The organism is Lysobacter sp. Soil_C_15, assembly GCF_057657315.1.
Genome location: NZ_JBDGIR010000002.1, coordinates 433870 through 455008 on the forward strand (window position 1 = coordinate 433870; position 21139 = coordinate 455008).

Sequence of the window (21139 nt, forward strand, 5' to 3'; positions counted from 1 at the left end):
CAAGCGCTCCCGCGGCGTGCCGTGGTGATGTAGCGCTGGTAGTGGAGGCCTCGCCGGCGCGGCGGGCGGCCCGCAGACCTGCGGCCGGCGCGCGCGACGGAGCGGACTCAGTTCCCAGATAGCGAAACGCCATGGCGTTCCGCGCGGTAGAGCGCGCGAGGAACGCAACAATGAAGCGCATGCTGATCAACGCGACGCAGGCGGAAGAACTGCGCGTCGCCATCGTCGACGGCCAGAACCTGTACGACATCGACATCGAACAGCCGTCCAAGGAACAGAAGAAGTCCAACATCTACAAGGGCCGCATCACCCGGCTCGAGCCCTCGCTGGAAGCCGCCTTCGTCGATTACGGCGCCGACCGCCACGGCTTCCTGCCGCTCAAGGAAATCTCCCGCGACTACTTCCAGCCCGGGGTCGACCACAACAAGGCCGGCCTGCGCGAACTGCTGCGCGAAGGCCAGGAGATCGTGGTCCAGGTCGACAAGGAGGAGCGCGGCAACAAGGGCGCCGCCCTGACCAGCTTCATCTCCCTGGCCGGCCGCTACATGGTGCTGATGCCGAACTCGCCCACCGCCGGCGGCGTCTCGCGCCGGATCGAGGGCGACGATCGCGCCGCGCTCAAGGAGGCGATGGACAAGCTCAACATCCCCGACGACATGGGGGTGATCATCCGCACCGCCGGCGTCGGCCGCGACGCCGAAGAGCTGCAGTGGGACCTGGACTACCTGGTCAGCGTCTGGAAGGCGATCACCGACGCCGCGCTGAGCAAGCAGGCGCCGTTCCTGATCTACCAGGAGTCGCGCCTGATCATCCGCGCCCTGCGCGACTACATGCGCCCGGACATCGGCGAGATTCTGGTCGATACCGACGAGATGTACGCCGAAGCGCGCGAGTTCGTCGAGCAGGTGATGCCGCACAACCTGCGCAAGCTGAAGAAGTACGCCGACGACACCCCGCTGTTCAACCGCTTCCAGATCGAATCGCAGATCGAGAACGCCTACGAGCGCACCGTGCGCCTGCCCTCCGGCGGCGCCCTGGTCATCGACCAGACCGAAGCGCTGACCGCGATCGACGTCAACTCGGCCCGCGCCACCAAGGGCGGCGACATCGAAGAGACCGCGTTCAACACCAACCTGGAAGCGGCCGAGGAAGTCGCCCGCCAGATGCGCCTGCGCGACCTTGGCGGCCTGGTGGTGATCGACTTCATCGACATGTCGTCCAACCGCCACCAGCGCGACGTCGAGAACCGCCTGCAGAACGCCCTCAAGCAGGACCGCGCCCGCGTTCAGATCGGCCGCATCTCGCGCTTCGGCCTGCTCGAGCTGAGCCGCCAGCGCCTGCGCCCCTCGCTCGGCGAGTCCAGCCAACTGGTCTGCCCGCGCTGCGACGGCCACGGCCGCATGCGCAGCGTCGAGTCGCTGTCGCTGTCGATCCTGCGCGTCGCCGAAGAGCACGCGATGAAGGAGAACACCGGCCAGGTGCTGGTGCAGGCGCCGACCGAGATCGCCAACTTCCTGCTCAACGAGAAGCGCCGCGCCCTGTTCGAGATCGAGCAGCGCCACGACGCGCCGATCGTGATCGTCGCCGACGAGCAGCTGGAAACCCCGCATTACGAAGTCACCCGGGTGCGCGAGAACGAGCTCGGCGAAGAATCCAGCAAGCCCAGCTACCAGCGCGGCACCCAGCGCAAGCTGCCCCTGCACGCCCTGACCAAGGCGCACCTGAACATTCCGGACGCGCCGGCGGTCACCAACGTCCGCCCGGCCCAGCCGGCGCCGCTGCGCGAACCGCGCGAAGCGCCGGTCGCCGCCGCGCCCGAGCCGGCTCCGACGCCCGCGCCGGTCGCCGCGCCGACCCACTCGGTGGGCCTGGTCGAGCGCATCCTGCGCATCTTCCGCGGCACCCCGCAACCGGCCGCTCCGGCCGCCGCCGAACCGAGCGCGCGCAGCCAGGACAACCGCGGCCGCAACGAGCGCAACGAGCGCAACGGCCAGCGCCGCGGCGAGCAGCGCAACGGCAAGAACGGCCGCGACGGCAGCCGCCGCGACGAGCCGCGCCAGGAGCAGCGTCGCGACGAACAGCGCCGCGACAACAAGGCGCAGGCGCAGAACCCGCAACCGCAGCAGGGCCAGAAGCAGAAGCAGCCGGCACAGGGCCAGCCGCAGCCCAAGCCGCAGCAGGCCCAGGCCAAGCCGCAGCAGGCCGGCCAAGGCCAGCCGCAGCCCAAGCCGCAGAACGAGGCGCGGGCGCAGAACGAGGCCAAGCAGAACGAAGCCCGGGCGCAGAACGAAGCGCGCCACAACGAAGCCCGCCAGGGCGAGCAACGGGCCCAAGCCGACAAATCCGGCGAAGAGCGCAACGCCGCGCCGCGTCCGCCCAAGCCGCCGCGCCAGGACGCGCCGGCCGAGGCCGTCGCCGCTGCGGTGGTGCCGGCCGCGGTCGTCGCCGCCCAGGCCGGCGCCGGCGCCCCGGTCGCTGTTGCGCCGGTCCCCGCCGTCGATGACGCCGCCGCCAAGACCGAGGCCGGCGCGATCGAAGCCGACGCCGACAAGCGCGAAGGCGATGCGGCCGACGCCGCCGGCGAAGGCGGCGGCCGCCGCCGTCGCGGCCGTCGCGGCGGCCGTCGCCGTCGTCGCGGCAACGGCGAAGCCGGCGCCGCCGGCGAAGGCGCGCTGCAGGACGAGAACGCGTTCGACGACGAAGACGAGATCGGCGGCGAGCCGCTGCCGGCTCCGGCCGCGGCGCACCGCTCGCAGCCGGAATTCGACTTCGACGACGACCTCGGCGCACCGGCCGCCAAGCCGGCGGCAGCGGTCGTCCCGGCCGCGTCCTCGATCGTCGCGCCGACCGCCGCTGCAGCCGCAGCCGATGCGGTGACCGGTCTGGCAGTCGAATCCGCTACCCCGACCGCATCGACTCCGGCCACGCAGCCGGCGGCCGCCGAACCGGTGCGCGAGCCCGTGCTCGAACCGGCCATGCCGGTGATCACCCGCCAGCCCGAAGCCGCCCCGGCGGCCGCTCCGGCCCAGGACGCGGCGATCGCGATCGAACGCGTCCAGCCGGCGCTCGAAGCGGCGCCGAGCGCGCCGGCCAAGCCGGACGTGGCCGAAGCGGTCGTAGTCGAACCGCAGCCGGTGCAAGACACCGTGGTCGAAGCCGAAGTGGTCGCACCGACCGCGGTCGAACCGCTGGTGATCGAGCCGGTCCAGGCCCCGGCCCCGCGCCAGGCCCAGGCCGAAGCGCCGGCCGTGCATGCGGCGGCCGTGCGTGCGGTAGAAGCCGAGCGTCCGGCCTCGGCCGAGCGCGAGGTCGATACCGCTCCGGCGACGACTCCGGCCGCCGAATCCGCTGCGGCCCAAGCGCCGACGGCCGTTGCGCCGAGCGCCGTCGAAGCCTCGGCTCCGATCGAAACCGCCGCGGCCGAAGCCGCGCTCGATCCGGCGCCGGCCGCCGATACCGCGGCCGTCCCGGCGGCGCCGGTCGAAACCGTCGTCGAGCCGGCGCCTGTTGCTGCGCCGGCCGCGATCGAACCGGCCACGCCGCGCACCGGCAGCCTGTTCGACCCCCTGCCCTCGCCGCAGGCCCCGAACCCCTCCGACGCCGCCAACGCGGCGGTCGAGGGCGAGGCCGATGCCGCCGACAGCAAGGGCGACGACAGCGACGAACGCCGCGCCTAACCCGCCGCGCTCGTTCCCAGCGTCGACGAAACCACCGGCCGCGCGAGCGGCCGGTGGTTTTTTTGTAGTCGTGGTTCGAAGCGAACACCCGCCTGCGTCGCACCCTCCGCTCGCGCCGAGAGGCAACAGCAAATCCCCCTGCCCCTTTTTCAAGGGGGGGAACAGCAAGGCACGCGCTAGGCGCGGGCAAGCGTCGCCCTCGCAAAGAAACGGCAGAACGGCATCTCGCAGGGAAACGGGCAACGCTTTCGTGGAGCAACAGCAAGAAGCCCACAAGCTCGCCGCATACCCAGCCGATCGCCTTCCCCCTTTGGGAAAGGGGGCAAGGGGGGATTTGCTCTTGCTCTGCTGCCGAAGCAGCCCCGCGCGGCTAGCGCCGTGCGATCACAGCGAATGCGCCGGATCCGCCAGCCCGTACTGCGCCGCCAGACGCGCCAGGGCGATGGTGTCGGTGATCGCCAGCTTCTCGAACAGCCGGGTCTTGTGGGTGTTGACGGTCTTGGCGCTCAAGCTCAGGCGCTTGGCGATTTCTTCCTGGCGGAACCCCTGCACCAGCAGCAAGGCGATCTCCAGCTCGCGCGGCGAGAGCTCGTCGAACGGCGACGCGCCGCCGTCCAGGTTCGACAGGGCCAGGTTCTGGGCGATGTTGCTGGCCAGGTAGCGCTTGCCGCGGGCGACGTCGCGGATCGCGCGCAGCAGCTCGCTGGCGTCGCCGCCCTTGCCGACATAGCCCGAGGCGCCGACTTCGAGCAGGCGCTTGGGCATCGGCCCGTCTTCCAGCACCGAGACGATGATCACCCGGGTGCCGTGATCGCCCTTGATGATCCGCTCGGTCACTTCCAGGCCGCTGACGCCGGGCAGGTGCAGGTCGCACAAGACCACGTCGGGCTTGAGCTTGCGGATCAGCGGCATCGCCTCTTCGCCGCTTTCGACGTCGCCCAGTACCTCGATATCCGTTTCCGCAGACAGGATCATGCGCATGCCGGTTCGCACCAGCGCATGGTCGTCGACGATGAAAACACGGATGGTCATGTCCTTCCCCTGCCGCAGTGCTGCCACGACAAGGAGGCTACGCGGCCGCTTTGTGCGGTGCAAGGCACTGATAATGTTACTAGGTTCACAATGACCGCTCCGCTTCGCCCATCCCATTCCGAGGATCTCATGCAACGACGCCGCTCCGTTTCGCTCGTGACCGCCATCGCCGCCGCGCTGTGGCTGACCGCCGCGGTTCCCGCCCTCGCCCGCGAAGCGGCGCCGGCCGCGGCCGAGCGCTGGATCGGCGACGTCGGCGCGATCGCGCAGGCAGACGCCGGCGAGGGTCGCCGCGTCGCGATCGAACGCCGCCTCGACGCGATCGGCCTGCGCTGGAATGCGCAAACGTTCGAAGCCGGCAAACACGGCCGCGGCACCAATCTGCTGGCCGACGTGTCCGGTCCGGCCGATGCGCCTTTGCTGCTGTTCGGCGCGCACTTCGACCGGGTCGGCGAAGGCCGCGGCGCCACCGACAACGCCTCCGGCAGCGCGACCGTGCTGGCCCTGGCCGAACGCTTCAAGCAGCGTCCGCTGACCCGCCATCGCGTCGCGGTCGCGTTCTGGGACCTGGAGGAAGCCGGCCTGCTCGGTTCGACCACCTACGTCGCCCAGAATCGCGCCAAGCCGGCGCTGTACGTCAATTTCGACGTGTTCGGCTGGGGCAAGACGCTGTGGATGATGACGCCCGAGGCCGACACCGCCCTGGTCGCGGCCAGCCGCGACGCCGCCCAGGCCGGCGGCCTGAGCCTGGCGCCCGGCGAACAGTATCCGCCCAGCGACCATCGTTCCTTCCTCAAGGCCGGCTGGCCGGCGGTGTCGTACTCGCTGATCGGCGCCGAGGAAGTGCCGCTGATCCTGGCCGCCTACCGGCGCGAGAAGACCGCCGAGACGGCCAAGGTGATGCGGGTGATCCACAGCGCCCACGACACCCTCGGCGAGATCGATCCAGCCGCCGCTGCGCTCGGCGTCGACGCGGTCGAGGACGCGATCCGGCGCTGGGACGCCGACACCCGTCTGGCACCGACGTCGAAGTCCGAAAACGGCAAGTAAGCGACACTGGGCGCAGCCGATACTGCGCCCCTTTCCGAGGAATTCCCCGATGTCCGCTACCGCCGATCGCGCCGCGCAGTTCCACCGTTTGCATCGCGACGGCGTGCTGCTGCTCGCCAATTGCTGGGACGCCGGCAGCGCGCGGCTGATCGAAAGCCTCGGCGCCAAGGCCCTGGCCACCACCAGCGCCGGCGTCGCCTGGGCGCTGGGCTATGCCGACGGCGATCGCTTGCCGGCGCAGCGTCTGATCGATGCCGCCGCCGGCATCGCGCGCGCGATCCGGATCCCGCTGTCGATCGACGTCGAAGGCGGCTACTCCGACGATCCGGCGCAGGTCGCCGACACCGTCGCGGCGCTGATCGACATCGGCGCGGTCGGGATCAACCTGGAAGACGGCGGCGCCAGCCCCGAGCTGCTGTGCGCGAAGATCGAGAGCGTCAAAAACGCCGCCGCCCGGCTCGGCGTGCCGCTATACCTCAATACCCGCACCGACGTGTACCTGCGCGGCCTGGCCGCGCAGGGCGAACGGGTCGAGGCCACCCTCGCCCGCGCCGCGCTTTACCGCGAGGCCGGCGCCGACGGCCTGTTCGTGCCCGGCCTGACCGCCGAAGCCGAAGTGCGCGCGATCGCCGCCGGTTGCGGCCTGCCGCTGAACCTGCTCGCGCGTCCGGCGCTGCCGCCGGCCGCCGAGCTGCAAAGCTGGGGCGTGCGCCGGCTCAGCGCCGGATCGGACCTGGCCCAATCGGCCTATGCGCGCTTGGCCGGGCTCGCCGGCGGCTTCCTGCGCGATGGCGACTCGCGGCCGCTGCAGGCCGAGGCGATGGAATACGGCCGGCTCAACGCCTTGTTCGACGAACGCTGAGCCGCACACGAACCGCAACGGCGGCAAGCCCACCTGCCGCCGTCGCAGGCATCGATTCAACAACGAGGAGTCGGCACCGACGATCCGGCCTGCGCTTCTGCTCGGCCAATCCCGAATCCCCCATCCCGGCAACTCAGAACGTCCCCGCCGTCGGCCGAACGATCACCTCGCTGACGTCGACGTCGTCCGGCTGCTCGATCGCGAAGGCGATCGCGCGGGCGATCGCATCGGGCCCGATCGCGATGCGGCGGAACGCCTTCATGCCTTCGCGCGCGGCCGGGTCGCTGATGCTGTCGGCCAGCTCCGACTCGACCACGCCGGGCGAGATCGTGGTGACCCGGATCCGCTCGTTCTCCTGGCGCAGGCCGTCGGAAATCGCCCACACCGCGAACTTGGTCGCGCAGTACACCGCACCGGTCGGCACCACGTAGTGCGCGCCCAGCGAGGCGACGTTGACCACCTGGCCGTAGCCCTGCGCGCGCATCGCCGGCAGCACCGCGGCGATGCCGTGCAGCACGCCGCGGATGTTGACGTCGATCATCCGGTTCCACTCGTCGAGCTTGAGCGCGTCCAGGGTCGACAGCGGCATCACCCCGGCATTGTTGACCAGCACATCGATGGCGCCGAACTGCTCCTGCGCATAGGCCGCGAACGCGGCCACGTCGGCGGCGTCGGTGACGTCCAGCACGCGCTGGCGCACCTGGCCGCCGGCCGCCGCGATTTCGTCGGCCAGGGCCTGCAGGCGCTCGCCGCGGCGGGCGCCGATCACCACCCGCGCGCCGCGTGCGGCGAGCAGGCGCGCGGTGGCCTCGCCGATGCCGCTGCTGGCGCCGGTGATCAATACGGTCTTGGCCTGGGTCGCCGGAACGGTTTGGATCGAAGACATGGCGGAACTCCTGGGAAGTGAAGTGGCGGACGCGGTCCGTCCGGCCTGGCGCCACTGTCCTCGGCCGGGGCCGGGCGGCGGTAGAACGATCGCCGGCGGTTCTTGCACGATTCTCCAAATCGCGAACGCCAGCCTTGTGGGCACGGCAGGCGCGGAGGATCATCGCCGCATCCCCGACCGGCGAATCCGCGCGTATTCGCCTGGTTTTTCCCTATCTCCGCCACGGAGCGCCGATGTCAGCCCTCGCCGAACTGACCGACCTGGTTGCCCGAAACGCCGCCGACGACGGCATGTATCCGACCGCAATCCCGCGCCTGGCGCTGATCCGCAGCGCCGCCCCGACCGAGGCCCTGCACGTGTTGCACGAGCCGGCGGTGTGCATCGTCGTGCAAGGGCGCAAGCGGGTGCTGCTCGGCGATCGGGTCTACGAGTACGACCGCAACCGTTACCTGACCGTATCGGTCGATGTGCCCATCGTCGGCCAGGTGATCGAAGCCACGCCCGAGCGGCCTTATCTGTGCCTGCGCCTGGACCTCGACCCGGCCATGCTGGCCGCGCTGTGGATGGAGATGGGCGCGGCGCCGGCCGCCGCCGCGCCCGGCCCCGGCCTGATGCTCGGCGAACTGGAACCGGAACTGGTCGACGCCGCCTTGCGCCTGCTGCGCCTGTTGCGCACGCCCGACGACATCGCCCTGCTCGCACCGCTGATCGAGCGCGAGATCCTGTACCGGCTGATGAAGGGCGAACAAGGTCCGCGCCTGCGCGAGATCGCCCAGGCCGACAGCCGCCTGGGCCAGGTCCAGCGCGCGATCGGCTGGATCAAGCGCCATTTCCGCGAGCCCTTCGATCTGGGCGAAATCGCCGCCCAGGCGCGGATGAGCCCCTCGACCCTGCATGCGCATTTCAAGTCGGTGACCCGAATGAGCCCCTTGCAGTACCAGAAACAACTGCGCCTGCAGGAAGCGCGCGGACTGATGCTGGGCGGTGCGCTCGACGCCGCCAGCGCCGGCTACGCAGTCGGCTACGACAGCCCCTCGCAGTTCAGCCGCGAGTACAGCCGCCTGTTCGGCGCGCCGCCTTTGCGCGACGTGGCCCGGCTGCGCCGGAGCCCGGACGCGATGCGCGGCGGCTAGGCCTGGGCGCGCAGCCAGGCCAACAGCGCCGCCGCCGGCGATTGCGGCGGCAGCGGCTGCGGCGACAGCAATTCGTAGCGGCTGCCGTCGGCGACGAAGCCGAACGGCGCTGCGAGCAGGCCGGCGGCGATGTCGTCGCGCACCGCCTGCCAGGGCCCGATCGCCACGCCCAGGCCGGCCGCGGCGGCTTGCAGGCTGAAATAGAAATGCTCGTAGCGCTGGCCGCGCCGGGCCGGCAGCGCCGCGCCGCAGGCCCGCGCCCAATCGTCCCAGGCCCCGGGCCGGGTCGCGGTATGCAGCAGGCTGGCCTGCGCGCGCAGGCGCGGCCGCGCGCCGGCGGTCAGCCACTGCGCGCGCGTGCGCGGGCTGCACACCGGGCCGATGCGTTCTTCGAACAGGAATTCGGCATGCGCGCCGGCGCGGTCGAAATCGTTGCGCCGGATCGCCAGGTCGACCTCGCCGAACGGCACCGGCCCGCCGCCGGCGACCAGTTGCAGGGCGATGCCCGGATGCTGCGCCTGGAAGTCGGCCAGGCGCGGAATCAGCCAGCGCATCAGCAGGGTCGGCTCGCAGGACAGGCGCAACGGTTGCGGCCCGGCCGCGGCGCGCAGTTCACGCACCGCCGCGCTCAAGCCGTCGAACGCGTCCGCCGCGGCCTCGCGCAGACGCGCGCCGGCCGGGGTCAGCCGCACCCGCTGATGGCGGCGTTCGAACAAGGCCACGCCCAGCGCGTCTTCGATCGAGCGCACCGCGCGGCTGATCGCGCCGTGGGTCAGGTGCAGTTCCTGCGCGGCGCGGGTGAAGCTCTGCCATCGCGCCGCCGCCTCGAAACAACGCAGGGCTCCCAGCGGCGGCAGGTCGATACGCGAAAATCGTGAGTTTTTCTCACCATCTGTGTGATCAATCATCGTTTGTGGCCCGGCAGCGGCCGGCCTAATTTAGCGCCGAACCTCCACTTCCGCGCGGCCGCCGGCATGCACGAATCGATAGCCGTACTCACCATTACCCTGATCGCGGTGATCAGCCCCGGGCCGGACTTCGCCATGGTCTCGCGCAACAGCCTGCTGCTGTCGCGCCGTGCCGGCGTGCTGACCGCGCTCGGCATCGGCCTGGGCGTGTGGGTGCACGTGGCCTATACGCTGTTAGGCGTCGGCCTGGTGATCCAGCAGTCGCTGCGCCTGTACGCGGCGTTGAAACTGATCGGCGCGCTGTACCTGCTGTGGCTGGGCCTGAAGATGCTGCGCGCGCCGGCCGGCGAGGTTTCCGGCCCAGCCGCGGCGACGCCGCTGTCGGACCTCGCCGCGCTGCGCACCGGCTTTCTGACCAACGCGCTCAACCCCAAGAGCACGGTGTTCGTGGTCAGCCTGTTCCTGCAGGTGGTGCAGCCGGACACGCCGCTGGCGCAGCGCATCGGCTACGGCGCTTTCGTTTCCGCCACCCACGTCGCGTGGTTCTCTCTGGTCGCGCTGGCCCTGTCCGGCGACGCGGTGCGCGCCCGCCTGCTGCGCGTGCGGCACTGGCTGGATCGCGTATTCGGCGGTTTGCTGGTCGGCTTCGGCGCCCTGCTCGCGGGTTCGGCGCTGCGGCGCGGTGGGCCTTGAGGATCGGTCGCGACGAGCATTGAAGGAACCGTCGCGATGAAGCCCTGGATCCCCGGGTTCGCGGGGATGACGGCATGAGCGGCTTCGCGAGCATGACGGCATGAGTCGCCGCGGCGAAACCCACCGCCGTCATCCCCGCGAACGCGAGGATCCAAAGACTTCAGTGCCATGTCGCGGCGAAGTCCTGGATTCGGCCTTAGCGCGACCGGCGACACACCGATCGTGCGACAAGGCTCCCGCCCCATCGCCGGCCCGCAGGCTCAATGCGAAAACAACACCGGCACCGGCGCATGCTCGAGCAGATGCCGGGTGACGCCGCCGAGCACGTCCTCCAGCAGCCGCGGATGGCTGTAGCCGCCGGCCACGATCAGGTCGGCGCCCGATTCGCGCGCATGCGCCGCGACGACTTCGCCGACCGGCCTGTGTTCGGCGCTGCGTCGCACCAGTTCGGCCGCAATGCCGTGCCGCTGCAGATGGCTGCCGAGCAGGAACCCCATCGGGTCGGCGCACGAGTCGCGTTCGAAATCGTGATCGACCATCAGCAGATCGACCGAGCGCGCCCGCGCCAACAACGGCATCGCATCGTGCAGCGCGCGCGCCGCCTCGCGCGAGGACTTCCACGCCAGCACCACATGTTCGACCCGGCCGTCGCCGGCCCAGTCTTCGGGCACCAGCAGCACCGGCCGGCCGGAGCCGCCGAGCAAGGCGGCGAACAGGCGTCGCCGCGCCGGCGCCTCGCGCTGGCCGGTGCCGAGCACGGTCAGGTCGGCATAGCGCGCGTGCTGCACGCAGACTTCGCCCGGGGTCAGCCAGAACGACTCGCTCTTGCGTATCGACCAGCGCGCGGTTTCGCCGGCCAGGCGCAGCTCGGCCGCCTCGGCGATCGCATCGGTGGTCGCCAGCGCGCTTTCGCGCATGGTTTCGTACAACCCGGCCGGGTAGTAGTCCCAGGCGTCGGCGACCGGTGCGGCCAGGCTGACCCCGACCAGGGCCGTCACCTGCCCGCCGCCGGCCTCGGCCAGCGCGCAGGCCGCGCGCAGCACCGGCGGCTGGATGTCGCCGAGCAGCAACGGCACCAGGATGTCCTTGAACATGGCCTATCCGCGTGGGAGACGGCGCCAGCTTGGGCGATCCGAGCATGGCGCGGCTTGATCTGGATCAGGTCCCGCGCGATCGTCGATCGCGGTCTCCGGCCGGGCGTCGCGGCGGGTCTTGCGCGGTCGGTCGGCAAGCCGCGCGCGGCTTGCGGGCGCTGCCCGATGAGACCATCCTGGGCATCGTACGCCGCCCGTTCGCGGGCCGCTTTCCCGCCATGCGAGCCCGCCGATGGATCCTGCCGCCGCATCCGCTCCCGCACCGAAACTGCTGCTGGTCGACGACGACCCCGACATCGCCTCGCTGCTGGGCCGCTACCTGCAGGCCAACGGCTTCCGCACGGTCAACGCCGCCAGCGCGGCGCAGGCGCGCGCCGCGATCGACGACTCGATCGACCTGGTCCTGCTCGACCTGGGCCTGCCCGACGAGGACGGACTGTCGCTGCTGCGCCACCTGCAGGGCCAATGGCGCGGTCCGGTGATCGTCGTAAGCGGGCGCGGCGAAGCGATCGAACGCGTGGTCGGGCTGGAGCTCGGGGCCGACGACTATGTCGCCAAGCCGTTCGACTTCCGCGAACTGCTGGCGCGGATCCGCTCGGTGCTGCGCCGCGCCGCGGCCACGGCCGCGCCGGCGGCCGCCGCCGCGCAGTGCCTGGAGTTCGGCGGTTATCGGCTGGACCTGCCGGCACGCCGGCTCAGCGACGCCAACGGACAGGAAGTCGCGCTGACCACCGGCGAATTCGAGCTGCTGCGCGCCCTGGCCGAACGCCCGCGCGAGGTGCTCAGCCGCGACCAGCTGATGAACCGCGTGCACGGCCGCGATGCCGGCCCCTTCGACCGCGCCATCGACGTCGGCATCGGCCGCCTGCGGCGCAAGATCGAGGCCGACCCGGCCGCGCCGCGGCTTATCAAGTCGGTGCGCGGCGCCGGCTACGTGCTCGCGGTCGAGGTGCGACGCCGATGAGCGTCTCGTTTCCCGGTTTGTTCGAGGCGGTCCCCGACGCGCTGATCGTCGCCGACGGCCGCGGCCGCATCGTCCAGGCCAATCTCCAGGCCGAGCGCCTGTTCGGCTACCCGCGCGGCGGCCTGAGCGGGATCGAGATCGAGCGACTGATGCCCGACGAGGCGCGCGAGCGCCACCGCGCGCATCGCGACCACTACATGGCGCGGCCGCATGTGCGGCCGATGGGCGTCAGCGGCCAGAGCCTGATCGGGATGCGCCTGGACGGCACCCGCTTCCCGGTCGAGATCGCGCTGAGCCCGATCGACGACGGCAAGCATCTGCGTTACCTGGCCTCGATCCGCGACATCTCCGAAACCCAGCGCGCGCGCCAGGCTCTGGTGCGCGCGCGCTACGACGCGCTGGTCGCGCGCATCGGCCAACTGGCGCTGGAAGCGCAGGACGAGTCCGGAGTCATCGACCACGTGCCGTCCCTGCTCGCCGGCGCCTTGCGCGCCGCCACCGTGGCGGTGCTGTTCGTCGCCAACGACCGGCAGAGCCTGGACACCCGCGCCGCGATCGGCCTGGACCGCGAGGCCTCCGGCGCCGCCGACACCGCGGCGGTGCTGCAGGCGCTGGCGCGCGGAGAACTGTGGCTGGTCGAGGACCTGCGCCAACACCGCGCCCAGGGCGGCCGCTTCCCGTTCGCCGCCCAGGCCGACGGCAGCGCCGCGCTGGTGCCGCTGTTCGACCGCGGCCGTCCGCTCGGCGCGGTATTGGCGATCGCCGCCGAACCGGGCTTGTTCGATCACGATGCGGTGCACCTGCTGCAATCGGTGGCCAACCTGATCGCCGCCTTCGTCCAGCGCCGCCGCACCGAGGAGCAACTGGCGCATTCGCAGCGCCTGGACGCGATCGGCCAGCTCACCGGCGGCATCGCCCACGACTTCAACAACCTGCTGACGGTGATGTCCGGCAGCCTGCAGCTGCTGGAACTGGAATGCGAGCACACGCCCGAAGCCGGCGAATTGATCGCCAGCGCGCTACGCTCGGTCGGGCGCGGCGCCGAGCTCACCGGCAAGCTGCTCGCTTTCGCCCGCCGCCAGCGCCTGAGTCCGCGCGCGGTCGACGCGCCGGCGCTGCTGCGCGACGTCGACTCCATGCTCAAGCGCACCCTCGGCGAAAGCGTGCGCCTGTACCTGCACTGCGCCGAACGGCTGCCGCCGGCCTACGCCGATCCGGCCCAGCTCGACGCGGCCCTGGTCAATCTGGCCTTGAACGCGCGCGACGCGATGCCGCGCGGCGGCGAGATCACGATCGAAGCGCGCGAACACCGTGTCGGGCCGGATCGGGGCGAGGCCGAACGCGCCGGGGTCGACCTGGCGCCGGGCCGCTACGTGCGCATCAGCGTCGCCGACACCGGCCGCGGCATGACCCCGGACACCCTGGCGCGGGCGATGGAACCGTTCTTCACCACCAAGGAAAGCGGCCGCGGCAGCGGCCTGGGCCTGAGCATGGTGTACGGTTTCGCCAAGCAGAGCGGCGGCCACCTGCGCATCGACAGCGCGCTCGGCTACGGCACCACGGTCGAGCTGTACCTGCCGGCCGCCGAAGCGCTGGCGGCGGAGCCGCCGGCGCCGGGCGAAACTCGCGTCGACGGCAAGGGCGAAACCGTGCTGGTGGTCGAGGACGACGAGGCGGTCCGCGGCATCGCGGTGTCGTTCTTGCAGGCCTCGGGCTATCGGGTGATCGCGGTGGCCGATGCGGCGCAGGCGCTGCAGCGGCTGGCGATCGGCGACGACATCGCGCTGATGTTCAGCGACGTCATGCTCGGCGCCGGCATGAACGGCAAGGAGCTGGCGCTGGCCGCGCGCGCGCTGCGGCCGCGGCTGCCGGTGGTGCTGACCTCCGGCTACGAAACCGAGGCCGCGGCCGCCGCGGCCGAAGCCGGTGCGTTCGAGCTGTTGCGCAAGCCGTATCGGCGCGAGCAACTGACCGCGGCGATCGGCCGCGCATTGAATCCGGCCGGCAACGGCCAGCGCGACTGAACCGCACGGCTCAGTGGCACAGCGCCGGATCGCGCTGCGCCGCCTGCAGGCCGGCGCGTTCGAGAATGCGGATCTCGCGCCCGTCTACCGCGATCAGCCCGCGCGCCTGCAGGCGCGACAAGGCCCGGGTCACCGTCTCCAGGGTCAGCGACAGGAAATTGCCCAGCTCGGCGCGGGTCATGCGCAGCAGCAGCCGGCTGGCGCTGAAGCCCAGGCCTTCCAGGCGCGCGGCCAGGTCGAGCAGGAACGCCGCCACCCGCTGGTCCGCGCCCAGCGTGCCCAGCGCCAGCATCCAGCTCCAGTCGCGGCGGATCTCGCCGGCCAGCATCGCGGTGATGCGCTCCTGGAACTGCGGCAGGCGCTCGCGCAGTTGCGCGTACGGCAGCTCCCACAACTCGCCGGTGTCCAACGCGACCGCATCGCAGGTGTAGACCGGCTGATCCAGCGCATCCAGCCCGAGCAGATCGCCGCGCATGCGGAAGCCGGTGATCTTCTCGCGCCCGTCGTCGCTGACCACGGCGGTCTTGAAGAAGCCGGCATGCACCAGATACAGCGCCTGGCGCGACTGGCCGGCGCGGAACACGTACTGCTTGGCGTGCACCCGGCGGCGCTGCAGCGGCCAGTCCTGCAGCAACTGCTCCAGGCTGCGCGCCGGCGAGTCGCCTGCGGCCACGGCCGCCGCCGCGAACGACGGCGCCTGGAACCCGGCAGCGGACGGAGAGAGGGCTTCGAGCAGCATGACGGCGTTCCTGCGATGGGATGGCGCCAGCGTAGGCGCGTCCGGCCGGCGAACGATGTGGCGGCGGTAACCGCCGGTAACGGTGTGTAACGAGGCCTAGCGCGGGCGGGCGCCGGCGCCCGCGCAGCTCCAGGATTGACCGGCATCAATGCCGTGCGGCGCGCCCATCGCATAGTGGATCGTCTCCTCCAGTCCGCCCCGGTACGCCGCTTGAGCACGCCCACTCGCTTCACCGACCCGCACGCGGTCGATGTCTGGGACGCCAGTTTCCGCTGGCGCAGCGGCGACCTGTTGCGCGACCGCACCATCGACGCGACCTGGCAGCGGGTCGCCGGCGCGCTGGCGGCGAACGCCGGCGCACAGACCGAACGCTGGCGCCAGCGCTACGTCGAGGCGTTCAGCCGTTGGCAACTGTTGCCCGACGAGCGCTTGCTGCGCTGTGCCGGCACCGACCGCCTGCCCACGGCCCTGCCCGAGCCGCAGGCCTGCCTCAACCTGGGCGCCTTCGTCCTGGCGCCGCGCAGCGCGGTCGCTCGCTTCGACCACGCCGGTTTCGCCGCGGCGGCGGGCCTGAGCGTGCGCCTGCTCGACGATGCGGTACGCCTGTGCGAAGGCGATCGCGCCGGCGCAGCGACGCTGGCGATCGGGGTGATGGGCCTGGCCGACGCGCTGGCCGCGCTCGGGCTGGACTACCGCGGCCGCGAAGCGCAGCTCGCTGCCGCCGCGATCGCCCGCACCCTCGCCTACGCCACGCTCGAAAGCGCGTTGCAGCTGGCGCAGGAACGCGGCCCTGGCCAGGACGGCGCGGACGGCGCGCTGGCGGCGCATTGGCGCGATCGCCCGCTGCCGCCGGAGTTGGCCGGGCCTTTGCGGCGCCATCGCCGTCACCGCCGCCTGACCCGGATCTCGGCCCAGCCCTGCCTGGCCTTGCTGGCCAACAACGCCAGCATCGGTCTGGCCGCGCAGCGCGCGCGCGGCAGTCGCGAAGGCGACCCGGCGCTCTCGGCCGAGGCGGCGCTGAGCGCGCAACGCGCACTGGCCGCGGCGATGCAGCCATGGATCGACGCGCCGGTGGAGATCGTCCGTGGCGACTGCCAGGCCCGTCTGTGCAGCAGTTGCGGTTGACCGCGCTGCCGGCTCAGCGCCCGCCCTCTTCCGCCGCGGGCGGGCCCGATGGCGCGACCGGTCCAGGATCCGGGCATTCTCCCAGTTCGGTGCGCGCCTGGCGCAGGGCCTCGAGAAAGTCGTCGTAGCAGGCGAAAAAGCGGCTCCAGGCGCGCGGCAGTTCGGCGTCGTCGCCGGCGGCCAGGGTCCGGTGCAGCTCGGCCAGCCAGTGGTATCGATGGATCAGCGGCCGGATCGACGCGCGCAGTTGTTGGTTGCGCAGGCGAGTCTCCGGCGTCGGGGCGGACGTCGCCTGCGCGCGCAAGGCATCGATCGCCTCGCCGGCGCGGCGCAAGGCCTGCGCGGCCTGCTCCCGGGAACGTTGCGGATCGCGCATCGGCGGGTCGGCCGCCGGCCGCAGCAAGGCCCGCAGCGAATGCGGGCCGCGCTCGTCAATGGCCATAGAAGACCGGTATCGCCGCGCTCATCGACAGTTCGCGGGTGACCCCGCCCAGGGCCCACTCGCGCAGTCGCGAATGGCCGTAGCCGCCGGCCACCAGCAACTGCGCATGAACCTGGCCGACGTGATCGAGCAAGACCGAGGCCACCGCCGCCCCGCGCGCCTCGCGCAGCACCAGTTCGGCGTGTATGCCGTGACGGCCGAGATGGGCCGCGATCTGCGCGCCGGAATCCTTGGCCACGCGGCCATTGCCGGTGTCGACCACCACCACGTCGACCGCTTCGGTGCCGAGCAGCAGCGGCATCGCATCGTGCACCGCGCGCGTCGCCTCGCGGGTCGGCTGCCAGGCCACCACCGCGCGCCGCGGCGGCGCCTGCGCCTTGCAGCGCGGCGGCACCACCAGCACCGGGCGCCCGGATTCGAGCAACAGGGCGACGAAGAACGCGTGCGACAGCGCCGCCTCGCGGGTGTCGCCGAGCGCGCCGGCCAGCACCGCCAGGTCGGCATAGTACGCGTGCAGCGCCGCCATCCGCGGCGCCTCGACGTACAAGGCCTCGACCAGCCGGACCTCGGTGTCGACCGGCTCGCCGGCCAGACGCTGGCGCAGGGCCTGGGCCCGGCGCTCGCCTTCGGCGCGCAGCTTCTCGTTGGCCGCGTCGGTGGTCATGTCCGGCATCAGCCCGAACGGATGCGCCAGCGGCAACGGCAGGTCGACCAACTCCAGCACTTCGACCCGGGCGCCGTGCGCCGAGGCCAGGCTCAAGGCCAGATTCAGCGCGTCGGCATCGCCGGCGCTGCGGGTCATCGGCACCACCAGATCCTTGAGCATCGCGTCCTCCGCGCCGTTGCGGACCTTTGCCCGCCATTGCAGGCCGATCGCGCCGGCGCGTATTGACCTGGATCAAGCCGCGCCGCGATCGGCCGCGGTGCCGGGCTTCCCGTGGCGAGCGCTGCGCCGGCGCCCGCCGCGCTTGATCTGGATCAAGACCGCCGACACGCCGCAACTGCCTACTGGCGCCCGGAGTTCGCCGGAGCCGATCATGCGCCGCTCTTTTCCCGTCCGTTCGCCTTCGCCTGCGCATTGCTTGCGCAGGCCGGCGGCGCGGCCGACGAGCCGGCGCCGGATCGTCGACTCGCAAGCTTCGCCGGCCCGCTGGCGGCGCGGCCTGCTGCGCCGCATCGCCCTGACGATCGCGCTCAAGCTGGCCCTGCTGACCGCGCTGTACCTGCTGTTCTTCTCGCCCTCGAACCGCCCGCAGATCGACGATGCGGCGATCGACCGGCGCCTGCTTCCCACAAGGTGACCCGCCATGCCGGACCTACACGTCGTCGACTTGTCGAGACTGCAATTCGCGCTGACCGCGCTCTATCACTTCCTGTTCGTGCCGCTGACCATCGGCCTGGCCCTGATCATGGCGATCATGGAAAGCGTGTACGTGATGAGCGGGCGCGCCATCTGGAAGCAGATGACCCGCTTCTGGGGCGTGCTGTTCGGAATCAACTTCGCCATGGGCGTGGCCACCGGCATCACCATGGAATTCCAGTTCGGCACCAACTGGGCCTACTACTCGCATTACGTCGGCGATATCTTCGGCGCGCCGCTGGCGATCGAGGGGCTGATGGCGTTCTTCCTGGAGAGCACCTTCGTCGGCCTGTTCTTCTTCGGTTGGGACCGGCTCAGCAAGCTGCAGCACCTGACCGTGACCTGGCTGACCGCGCTCGGCGCCAATCTGTCGGCGCTGTGGATCCTGATCGCCAACGGCTGGATGCAGAACCCGGTCGGCGCCGAGTTCAATTTCCAGACCATGCGCATGGAAGTCACCGATTTCGCCGCGGTGGTGTTCAACCCGGTCGCCCAGGCCAAGTTCGTCCATACCGTCAGCGCCGGCTACGTCACCGGAGCGATGTTCGTGCTCTCGATCAGCGCCTGGTATCTGCTGCGCGGGCGCAACGTGGAGATCGCGCGCCGCTCGATCGTGGTCGCGGCCAGTTTCGGCCTGGCCTCGGCTTTGTCGGTCGCGGTGCTCGGCGACGAGAGCGGCTACACCGCGTCCGAGAACCAGAAGATGAAGGTCGCCGCGATCGAGGCCGAGTGGCGCACCCACCCGGCGCCGGCCGCGTTCACCGTGTTCGGCCTGCCGGACATGGACAAGCGCGAGACTGAGCACGCGGTGCGCATTCCCTGGGCCTTGGGCCTGATCGCGACCCGCTCGCTGGACCAGGAGGTGGCCGGCATCCACGACCTGGTCGAGCACAACCGCGAGCGCATCCGCCGCGGCATCGCCGCCTACGCCGCGCTGCGCGAACTGCGCGCCGACCGCGACGATCCGCAGAAAGCCGCCGCGTTCATGGCCCTGCGCGACGACCTCGGCTTCGGCCTGCTGACCCTGCGCTACACACGCGACCCGGCCAGCGCCGACGAGGCGATCGTCGACCGCGCGGCCTGGAGCACGGTGCCGAACGTGCCGGTGCTGTTCTGGTCGTTCCGGATCATGGTCGGCCTGGGCTTCTTCTTCATCCTGCTGTTCGGCTGGGCGTTCTGGCTGGCGGCGCGGCGCAGGCTCGACAACCGGCTGTTCCTGCGCGTGGCGCTGTACAGCCTGCCGCTGCCGTGGGTCGCCGCCGAGTTGGGCTGGATCGTCGCCGAGGTCGGCCGCCAGCCCTGGGCCATCGACGGCGTGCTGCCGACCTTCCTCGGCGTGTCGGCGACCAACTCCACCCAGGTCATCGCCAGCCTGATCGGCTTCGTCGTGCTCTACACCGGCCTGGCCGTGGTCGACGTGATGCTGATGCTGCGCGCGATCCGTTCCGGCCCCGACCGGATGAAGTTCTGGCCGGCTACGCCGGCGCCCGCCGAGCACCGCCTTGCTGCCGAAAGGAGCGTCCCGTGATCGATTACGAACTGTTGCGCCTCGTCTGGTGGGTGCTGCTCGGCGTGCTGCTGATCGGCTTCGCCGTCACCGACGGCTACGACCTGGGCCTGGGCGCGATCCTGCGCCTGATCGGCCGCGACGACGTCGAGCGGCGCATGGCCCTGGAAGCGATCGAGCCGAACTGGGAAGGCAACCAGGTCTGGTTCATTCTCGGCGGCGGCGCGGTGTTCGCTGCTTGGCCGCTGCTCTACGCCGCTTCGTTCTCGGCGTTCTACTTCGCCATGCTGCTGTTGCTGGTGGCGCTGATCCTGCGTCCGGTCGGCTTCGCCTTCCGCAACCGCCTGCCGCACGCGCGCTGGCGCGGCGCCTGGGACTGGGCCCTGACCATCGCCGGCGCGGTGCCGTCGCTGGTGTTCGGGGTCGCGTTCGGCAATCTGTTCCTCGGCATTCCGTTGCGCTTCACCCCGGAACTGTTGCCGGTGTTCGAGGGCAGCTTCCTCGGCCTGTTCCATCCCTTCGCCCTGCTCTGCGGCGTGGTCAGCCTGGCGATGCTGGTCATGCACGGCGCCAGCTTCGCGGCGATGAAGATCGAGGACCCGGTCGGCCAGCGCGCGCGCCGCATCGCCCGCGTCGCCGCCGTGCTCGCCGCGCTCGGCTTCGCCGGCGCCGGCCTATGGCTGCGCTGGATCCCCGCCTCGGCCCTGGTCGGCGCCGTGCGCACCGACGGCGCCTCCGACCCCTTGGCCAAGCACGCGATTTCGGTCGGTGGCGGCTGGCTGGCCAACTACAGCCTGCATCCGTGGATGATCGCGATCCCGGTCGCGGTGCTGCTGCTGTTGGCGACGGTGCTGCTGTGCCGCCGGCGCGGACTGGCCTTCCTCGCCAGCGGCGCGGCGGTGGCCGGCATCATCCTCACCGCGGGCTTGTCGCTGTTCCCGTTCCTGCTGCCGTCCTCCACCCATCCCGGCCACGGCCTGACCGTGTGGGATGCGTCCTCCAGCCAGCGCACGCTCGGCATCATGCTGGTCGCCGCGGCGATCTTCCTGCCGCTGATCCTGGCCTACACGGCCTGGGCGTTCCGGGTCATGCGCGGCACCGTGACCCGCGCCCACGTCGAATCGCAAGACCCATCCCAAGGAGCCTACTGATGTGGTACTTCGCCTGGATCCTCGGCCTGGCCCTGGCCTGCTGTTTCGGGGTGCTCAACGCCATGTGGTTCGAACTGCACGAAGAAGACGAACGCGGCCGGCGCGAGGTGCTGGAGGACGGGCCCTGATGGCGCGGGCGGTGTCGCTGCTGCTGGCATCGGCGCTGTCCCTGGCGCTGCTGTTCCTGCCGGCGATGCGCGGCGGCGAGATGACCGCCGCCGGGCACGGTCTGCTGAGCCCGTTGATGCTGCTGATCTGCGCGGGCTTCGTCCACGGCGTCGGTTTGCGGCCGCGGCACGCGCTGGGCCGCGCCGCCCTGCACCCGGCCTGGCTGTGGCCGGCAATGCTCGGCATGGCCGCGCTGTGGGCGGCGCGCTTCTAGGGGAGGCCGGGCCGACGTGCCGGCTGCGGGGCTCTGCCCTGCGGCGCGTCGGCCCTGCTTTCGATTTCCGATCCACCGGCCGCGAACGGCCGGGCCCGATCGCGTCGGCT

General features: G+C 71.4%; 20 protein-coding genes. 13 read left to right on the top strand and 7 right to left on the bottom strand.

What is annotated here, in order from left to right; translation table 11 throughout:
* The first annotated feature begins 179 nt into the window (after positions 1 to 179).
* Entirely contained in the window at positions 180 to 3677 is a 3498-nt protein-coding gene (rne, locus tag AC3A57_RS05895) for a ribonuclease E (protein ID WP_487578405.1), read from the top strand.
* Positions 3678 to 4061: 384 nt separating this feature from the next.
* Here rne and AC3A57_RS05900 read toward each other — a convergent pair whose 3' ends face one another.
* Positions 4062 to 4709 (bottom strand): response regulator, encoded by a 648-nt coding sequence (locus tag AC3A57_RS05900; RefSeq protein WP_221672426.1) that lies wholly within the window; start codon positions 4707 to 4709, stop codon positions 4062 to 4064.
* Positions 4710 to 4865: 156 nt separating this feature from the next.
* Here AC3A57_RS05900 and AC3A57_RS05905 point away from each other — a divergent pair, with 156 nt between their 5' ends.
* Both AC3A57_RS05905 and AC3A57_RS05910 read left to right on the top strand, forming a co-directional pair.
* Positions 4866 to 5759: a M28 family metallopeptidase gene (locus AC3A57_RS05905; protein ID WP_487578034.1), complete on the top strand. Its 894-nt coding sequence runs from the start codon at positions 4866 to 4868 to the stop codon at positions 5757 to 5759.
* A gap of 49 nt (positions 5760 to 5808) precedes the next feature.
* On the top strand, positions 5809 to 6621 hold the full coding sequence (locus AC3A57_RS05910) for an isocitrate lyase/PEP mutase family protein (RefSeq protein WP_487578035.1): 813 nt from the start codon (positions 5809 to 5811) through the stop codon (positions 6619 to 6621).
* 133 nt (positions 6622 to 6754) lie between these two features.
* Here the strand turns inward: AC3A57_RS05910 and AC3A57_RS05915 are convergent, their stop codons facing one another.
* Positions 6755 to 7507, bottom strand: a complete 753-nt coding sequence (locus AC3A57_RS05915) for an SDR family oxidoreductase (protein WP_487578036.1) — start codon at positions 7505 to 7507, stop codon at positions 6755 to 6757.
* Positions 7508 to 7740: 233 nt separating this feature from the next.
* Here AC3A57_RS05915 and AC3A57_RS05920 point away from each other — a divergent pair, with 233 nt between their 5' ends.
* Positions 7741 to 8640, top strand: a complete 900-nt coding sequence (locus tag AC3A57_RS05920) for an AraC family transcriptional regulator (RefSeq protein WP_487578037.1) — start codon at positions 7741 to 7743, stop codon at positions 8638 to 8640.
* Here AC3A57_RS05920 and AC3A57_RS05925 read toward each other — a convergent pair.
* Positions 8637 to 9548 carry a LysR substrate-binding domain-containing protein gene (locus AC3A57_RS05925; RefSeq protein ID WP_487578038.1) on the bottom strand — a complete coding sequence of 304 codons (912 nt, stop codon included), beginning with the start codon at positions 9546 to 9548 and terminating at the stop codon, positions 8637 to 8639. The two genes, AC3A57_RS05920 and AC3A57_RS05925, sit on opposite strands and share 4 nt — an antisense overlap.
* A 66-nt stretch (positions 9549 to 9614) precedes the next feature.
* On the opposite strand from AC3A57_RS05925, the gene AC3A57_RS05930 reads away from it, so the two are divergent.
* Positions 9615 to 10241 carry a LysE family transporter gene (locus AC3A57_RS05930; protein WP_487578039.1) on the top strand — a complete coding sequence of 209 codons (627 nt, stop codon included), beginning with the start codon at positions 9615 to 9617 and terminating at the stop codon, positions 10239 to 10241.
* A 260-nt stretch (positions 10242 to 10501) separates the two neighbouring features.
* Here the strand turns inward: AC3A57_RS05930 and AC3A57_RS05935 are convergent, their stop codons facing one another.
* Positions 10502 to 11335, bottom strand: coding sequence for a universal stress protein (locus AC3A57_RS05935; protein ID WP_487578040.1), 834 nt, complete (start codon positions 11333 to 11335; stop codon positions 10502 to 10504).
* A gap of 232 nt (positions 11336 to 11567) precedes the next feature.
* On the opposite strand from AC3A57_RS05935, the gene AC3A57_RS05940 reads away from it, so the two are divergent.
* Both AC3A57_RS05940 and AC3A57_RS05945 read left to right on the top strand, forming a co-directional pair.
* Positions 11568 to 12299, top strand: a complete 732-nt coding sequence (locus tag AC3A57_RS05940) for a winged helix-turn-helix domain-containing protein (RefSeq protein ID WP_487578041.1) — start codon at positions 11568 to 11570, stop codon at positions 12297 to 12299.
* Entirely contained in the window at positions 12296 to 14323 is a 2028-nt protein-coding gene (locus tag AC3A57_RS05945) for a PAS domain S-box protein (protein WP_487578042.1), read from the top strand. The genes AC3A57_RS05940 and AC3A57_RS05945 overlap by 4 nt, the downstream gene beginning before the upstream one ends.
* A gap of 10 nt (positions 14324 to 14333) precedes the next feature.
* Here AC3A57_RS05945 and AC3A57_RS05950 read toward each other — a convergent pair whose 3' ends face one another.
* Complete coding sequence (locus AC3A57_RS05950) at positions 14334 to 15062, bottom strand: helix-turn-helix domain-containing protein (RefSeq protein WP_487578043.1); 729 nt, start codon at positions 15060 to 15062, stop codon at positions 14334 to 14336.
* A gap of 210 nt (positions 15063 to 15272) precedes the next feature.
* On the opposite strand from AC3A57_RS05950, the gene AC3A57_RS05955 reads away from it, so the two are divergent.
* Positions 15273 to 16187, top strand: a complete 915-nt coding sequence (locus AC3A57_RS05955; protein ID WP_487578044.1) for a hypothetical protein — start codon at positions 15273 to 15275, stop codon at positions 16185 to 16187.
* A 13-nt stretch (positions 16188 to 16200) separates the two neighbouring features.
* Here the strand turns inward: AC3A57_RS05955 and AC3A57_RS05960 are convergent, their stop codons facing one another.
* Positions 16201 to 16629, bottom strand: coding sequence for a hypothetical protein (locus AC3A57_RS05960; RefSeq protein ID WP_487578045.1), 429 nt, complete (start codon positions 16627 to 16629; stop codon positions 16201 to 16203).
* Complete coding sequence (locus AC3A57_RS05965) at positions 16619 to 17455, bottom strand: hypothetical protein (RefSeq protein ID WP_487578046.1); 837 nt, start codon at positions 17453 to 17455, stop codon at positions 16619 to 16621. Before AC3A57_RS05965 ends, AC3A57_RS05960 begins: the two co-directional genes overlap by 11 nt.
* A 256-nt stretch (positions 17456 to 17711) precedes the next feature.
* Between AC3A57_RS05965 and cydP the strand changes: the two genes are divergently transcribed.
* The 5 genes from cydP to AC3A57_RS05990 are packed head-to-tail and all read left to right on the top strand — an operon-like array spanning position 17712 to position 21029.
* Positions 17712 to 17930, top strand: coding sequence for a cytochrome oxidase putative small subunit CydP (gene cydP / locus AC3A57_RS05970; protein WP_487578047.1), 219 nt, complete (start codon positions 17712 to 17714; stop codon positions 17928 to 17930).
* A gap of 6 nt (positions 17931 to 17936) precedes the next feature.
* On the top strand, positions 17937 to 19517 hold the full coding sequence (locus tag AC3A57_RS05975; RefSeq protein WP_487578048.1) for a cytochrome ubiquinol oxidase subunit I: 1581 nt from the start codon (positions 17937 to 17939) through the stop codon (positions 19515 to 19517).
* Positions 19514 to 20647, top strand: coding sequence for a cytochrome d ubiquinol oxidase subunit II (gene cydB, locus AC3A57_RS05980; protein WP_487578049.1), 1134 nt, complete (start codon positions 19514 to 19516; stop codon positions 20645 to 20647). The genes AC3A57_RS05975 and cydB overlap by 4 nt, the downstream gene beginning before the upstream one ends.
* Positions 20647 to 20775, top strand: coding sequence for a cytochrome bd-I oxidase subunit CydX (cydX, locus tag AC3A57_RS05985; protein ID WP_487578050.1), 129 nt, complete (start codon positions 20647 to 20649; stop codon positions 20773 to 20775). Before cydB ends, cydX begins: the two co-directional genes overlap by 1 nt.
* Entirely contained in the window at positions 20775 to 21029 is a 255-nt protein-coding gene (locus AC3A57_RS05990) for a cyd operon YbgE family protein (RefSeq protein WP_487578051.1), read from the top strand. The genes cydX and AC3A57_RS05990 overlap by 1 nt, the downstream gene beginning before the upstream one ends.
* Positions 21030 to 21139: the final 110 nt, after the last annotated feature.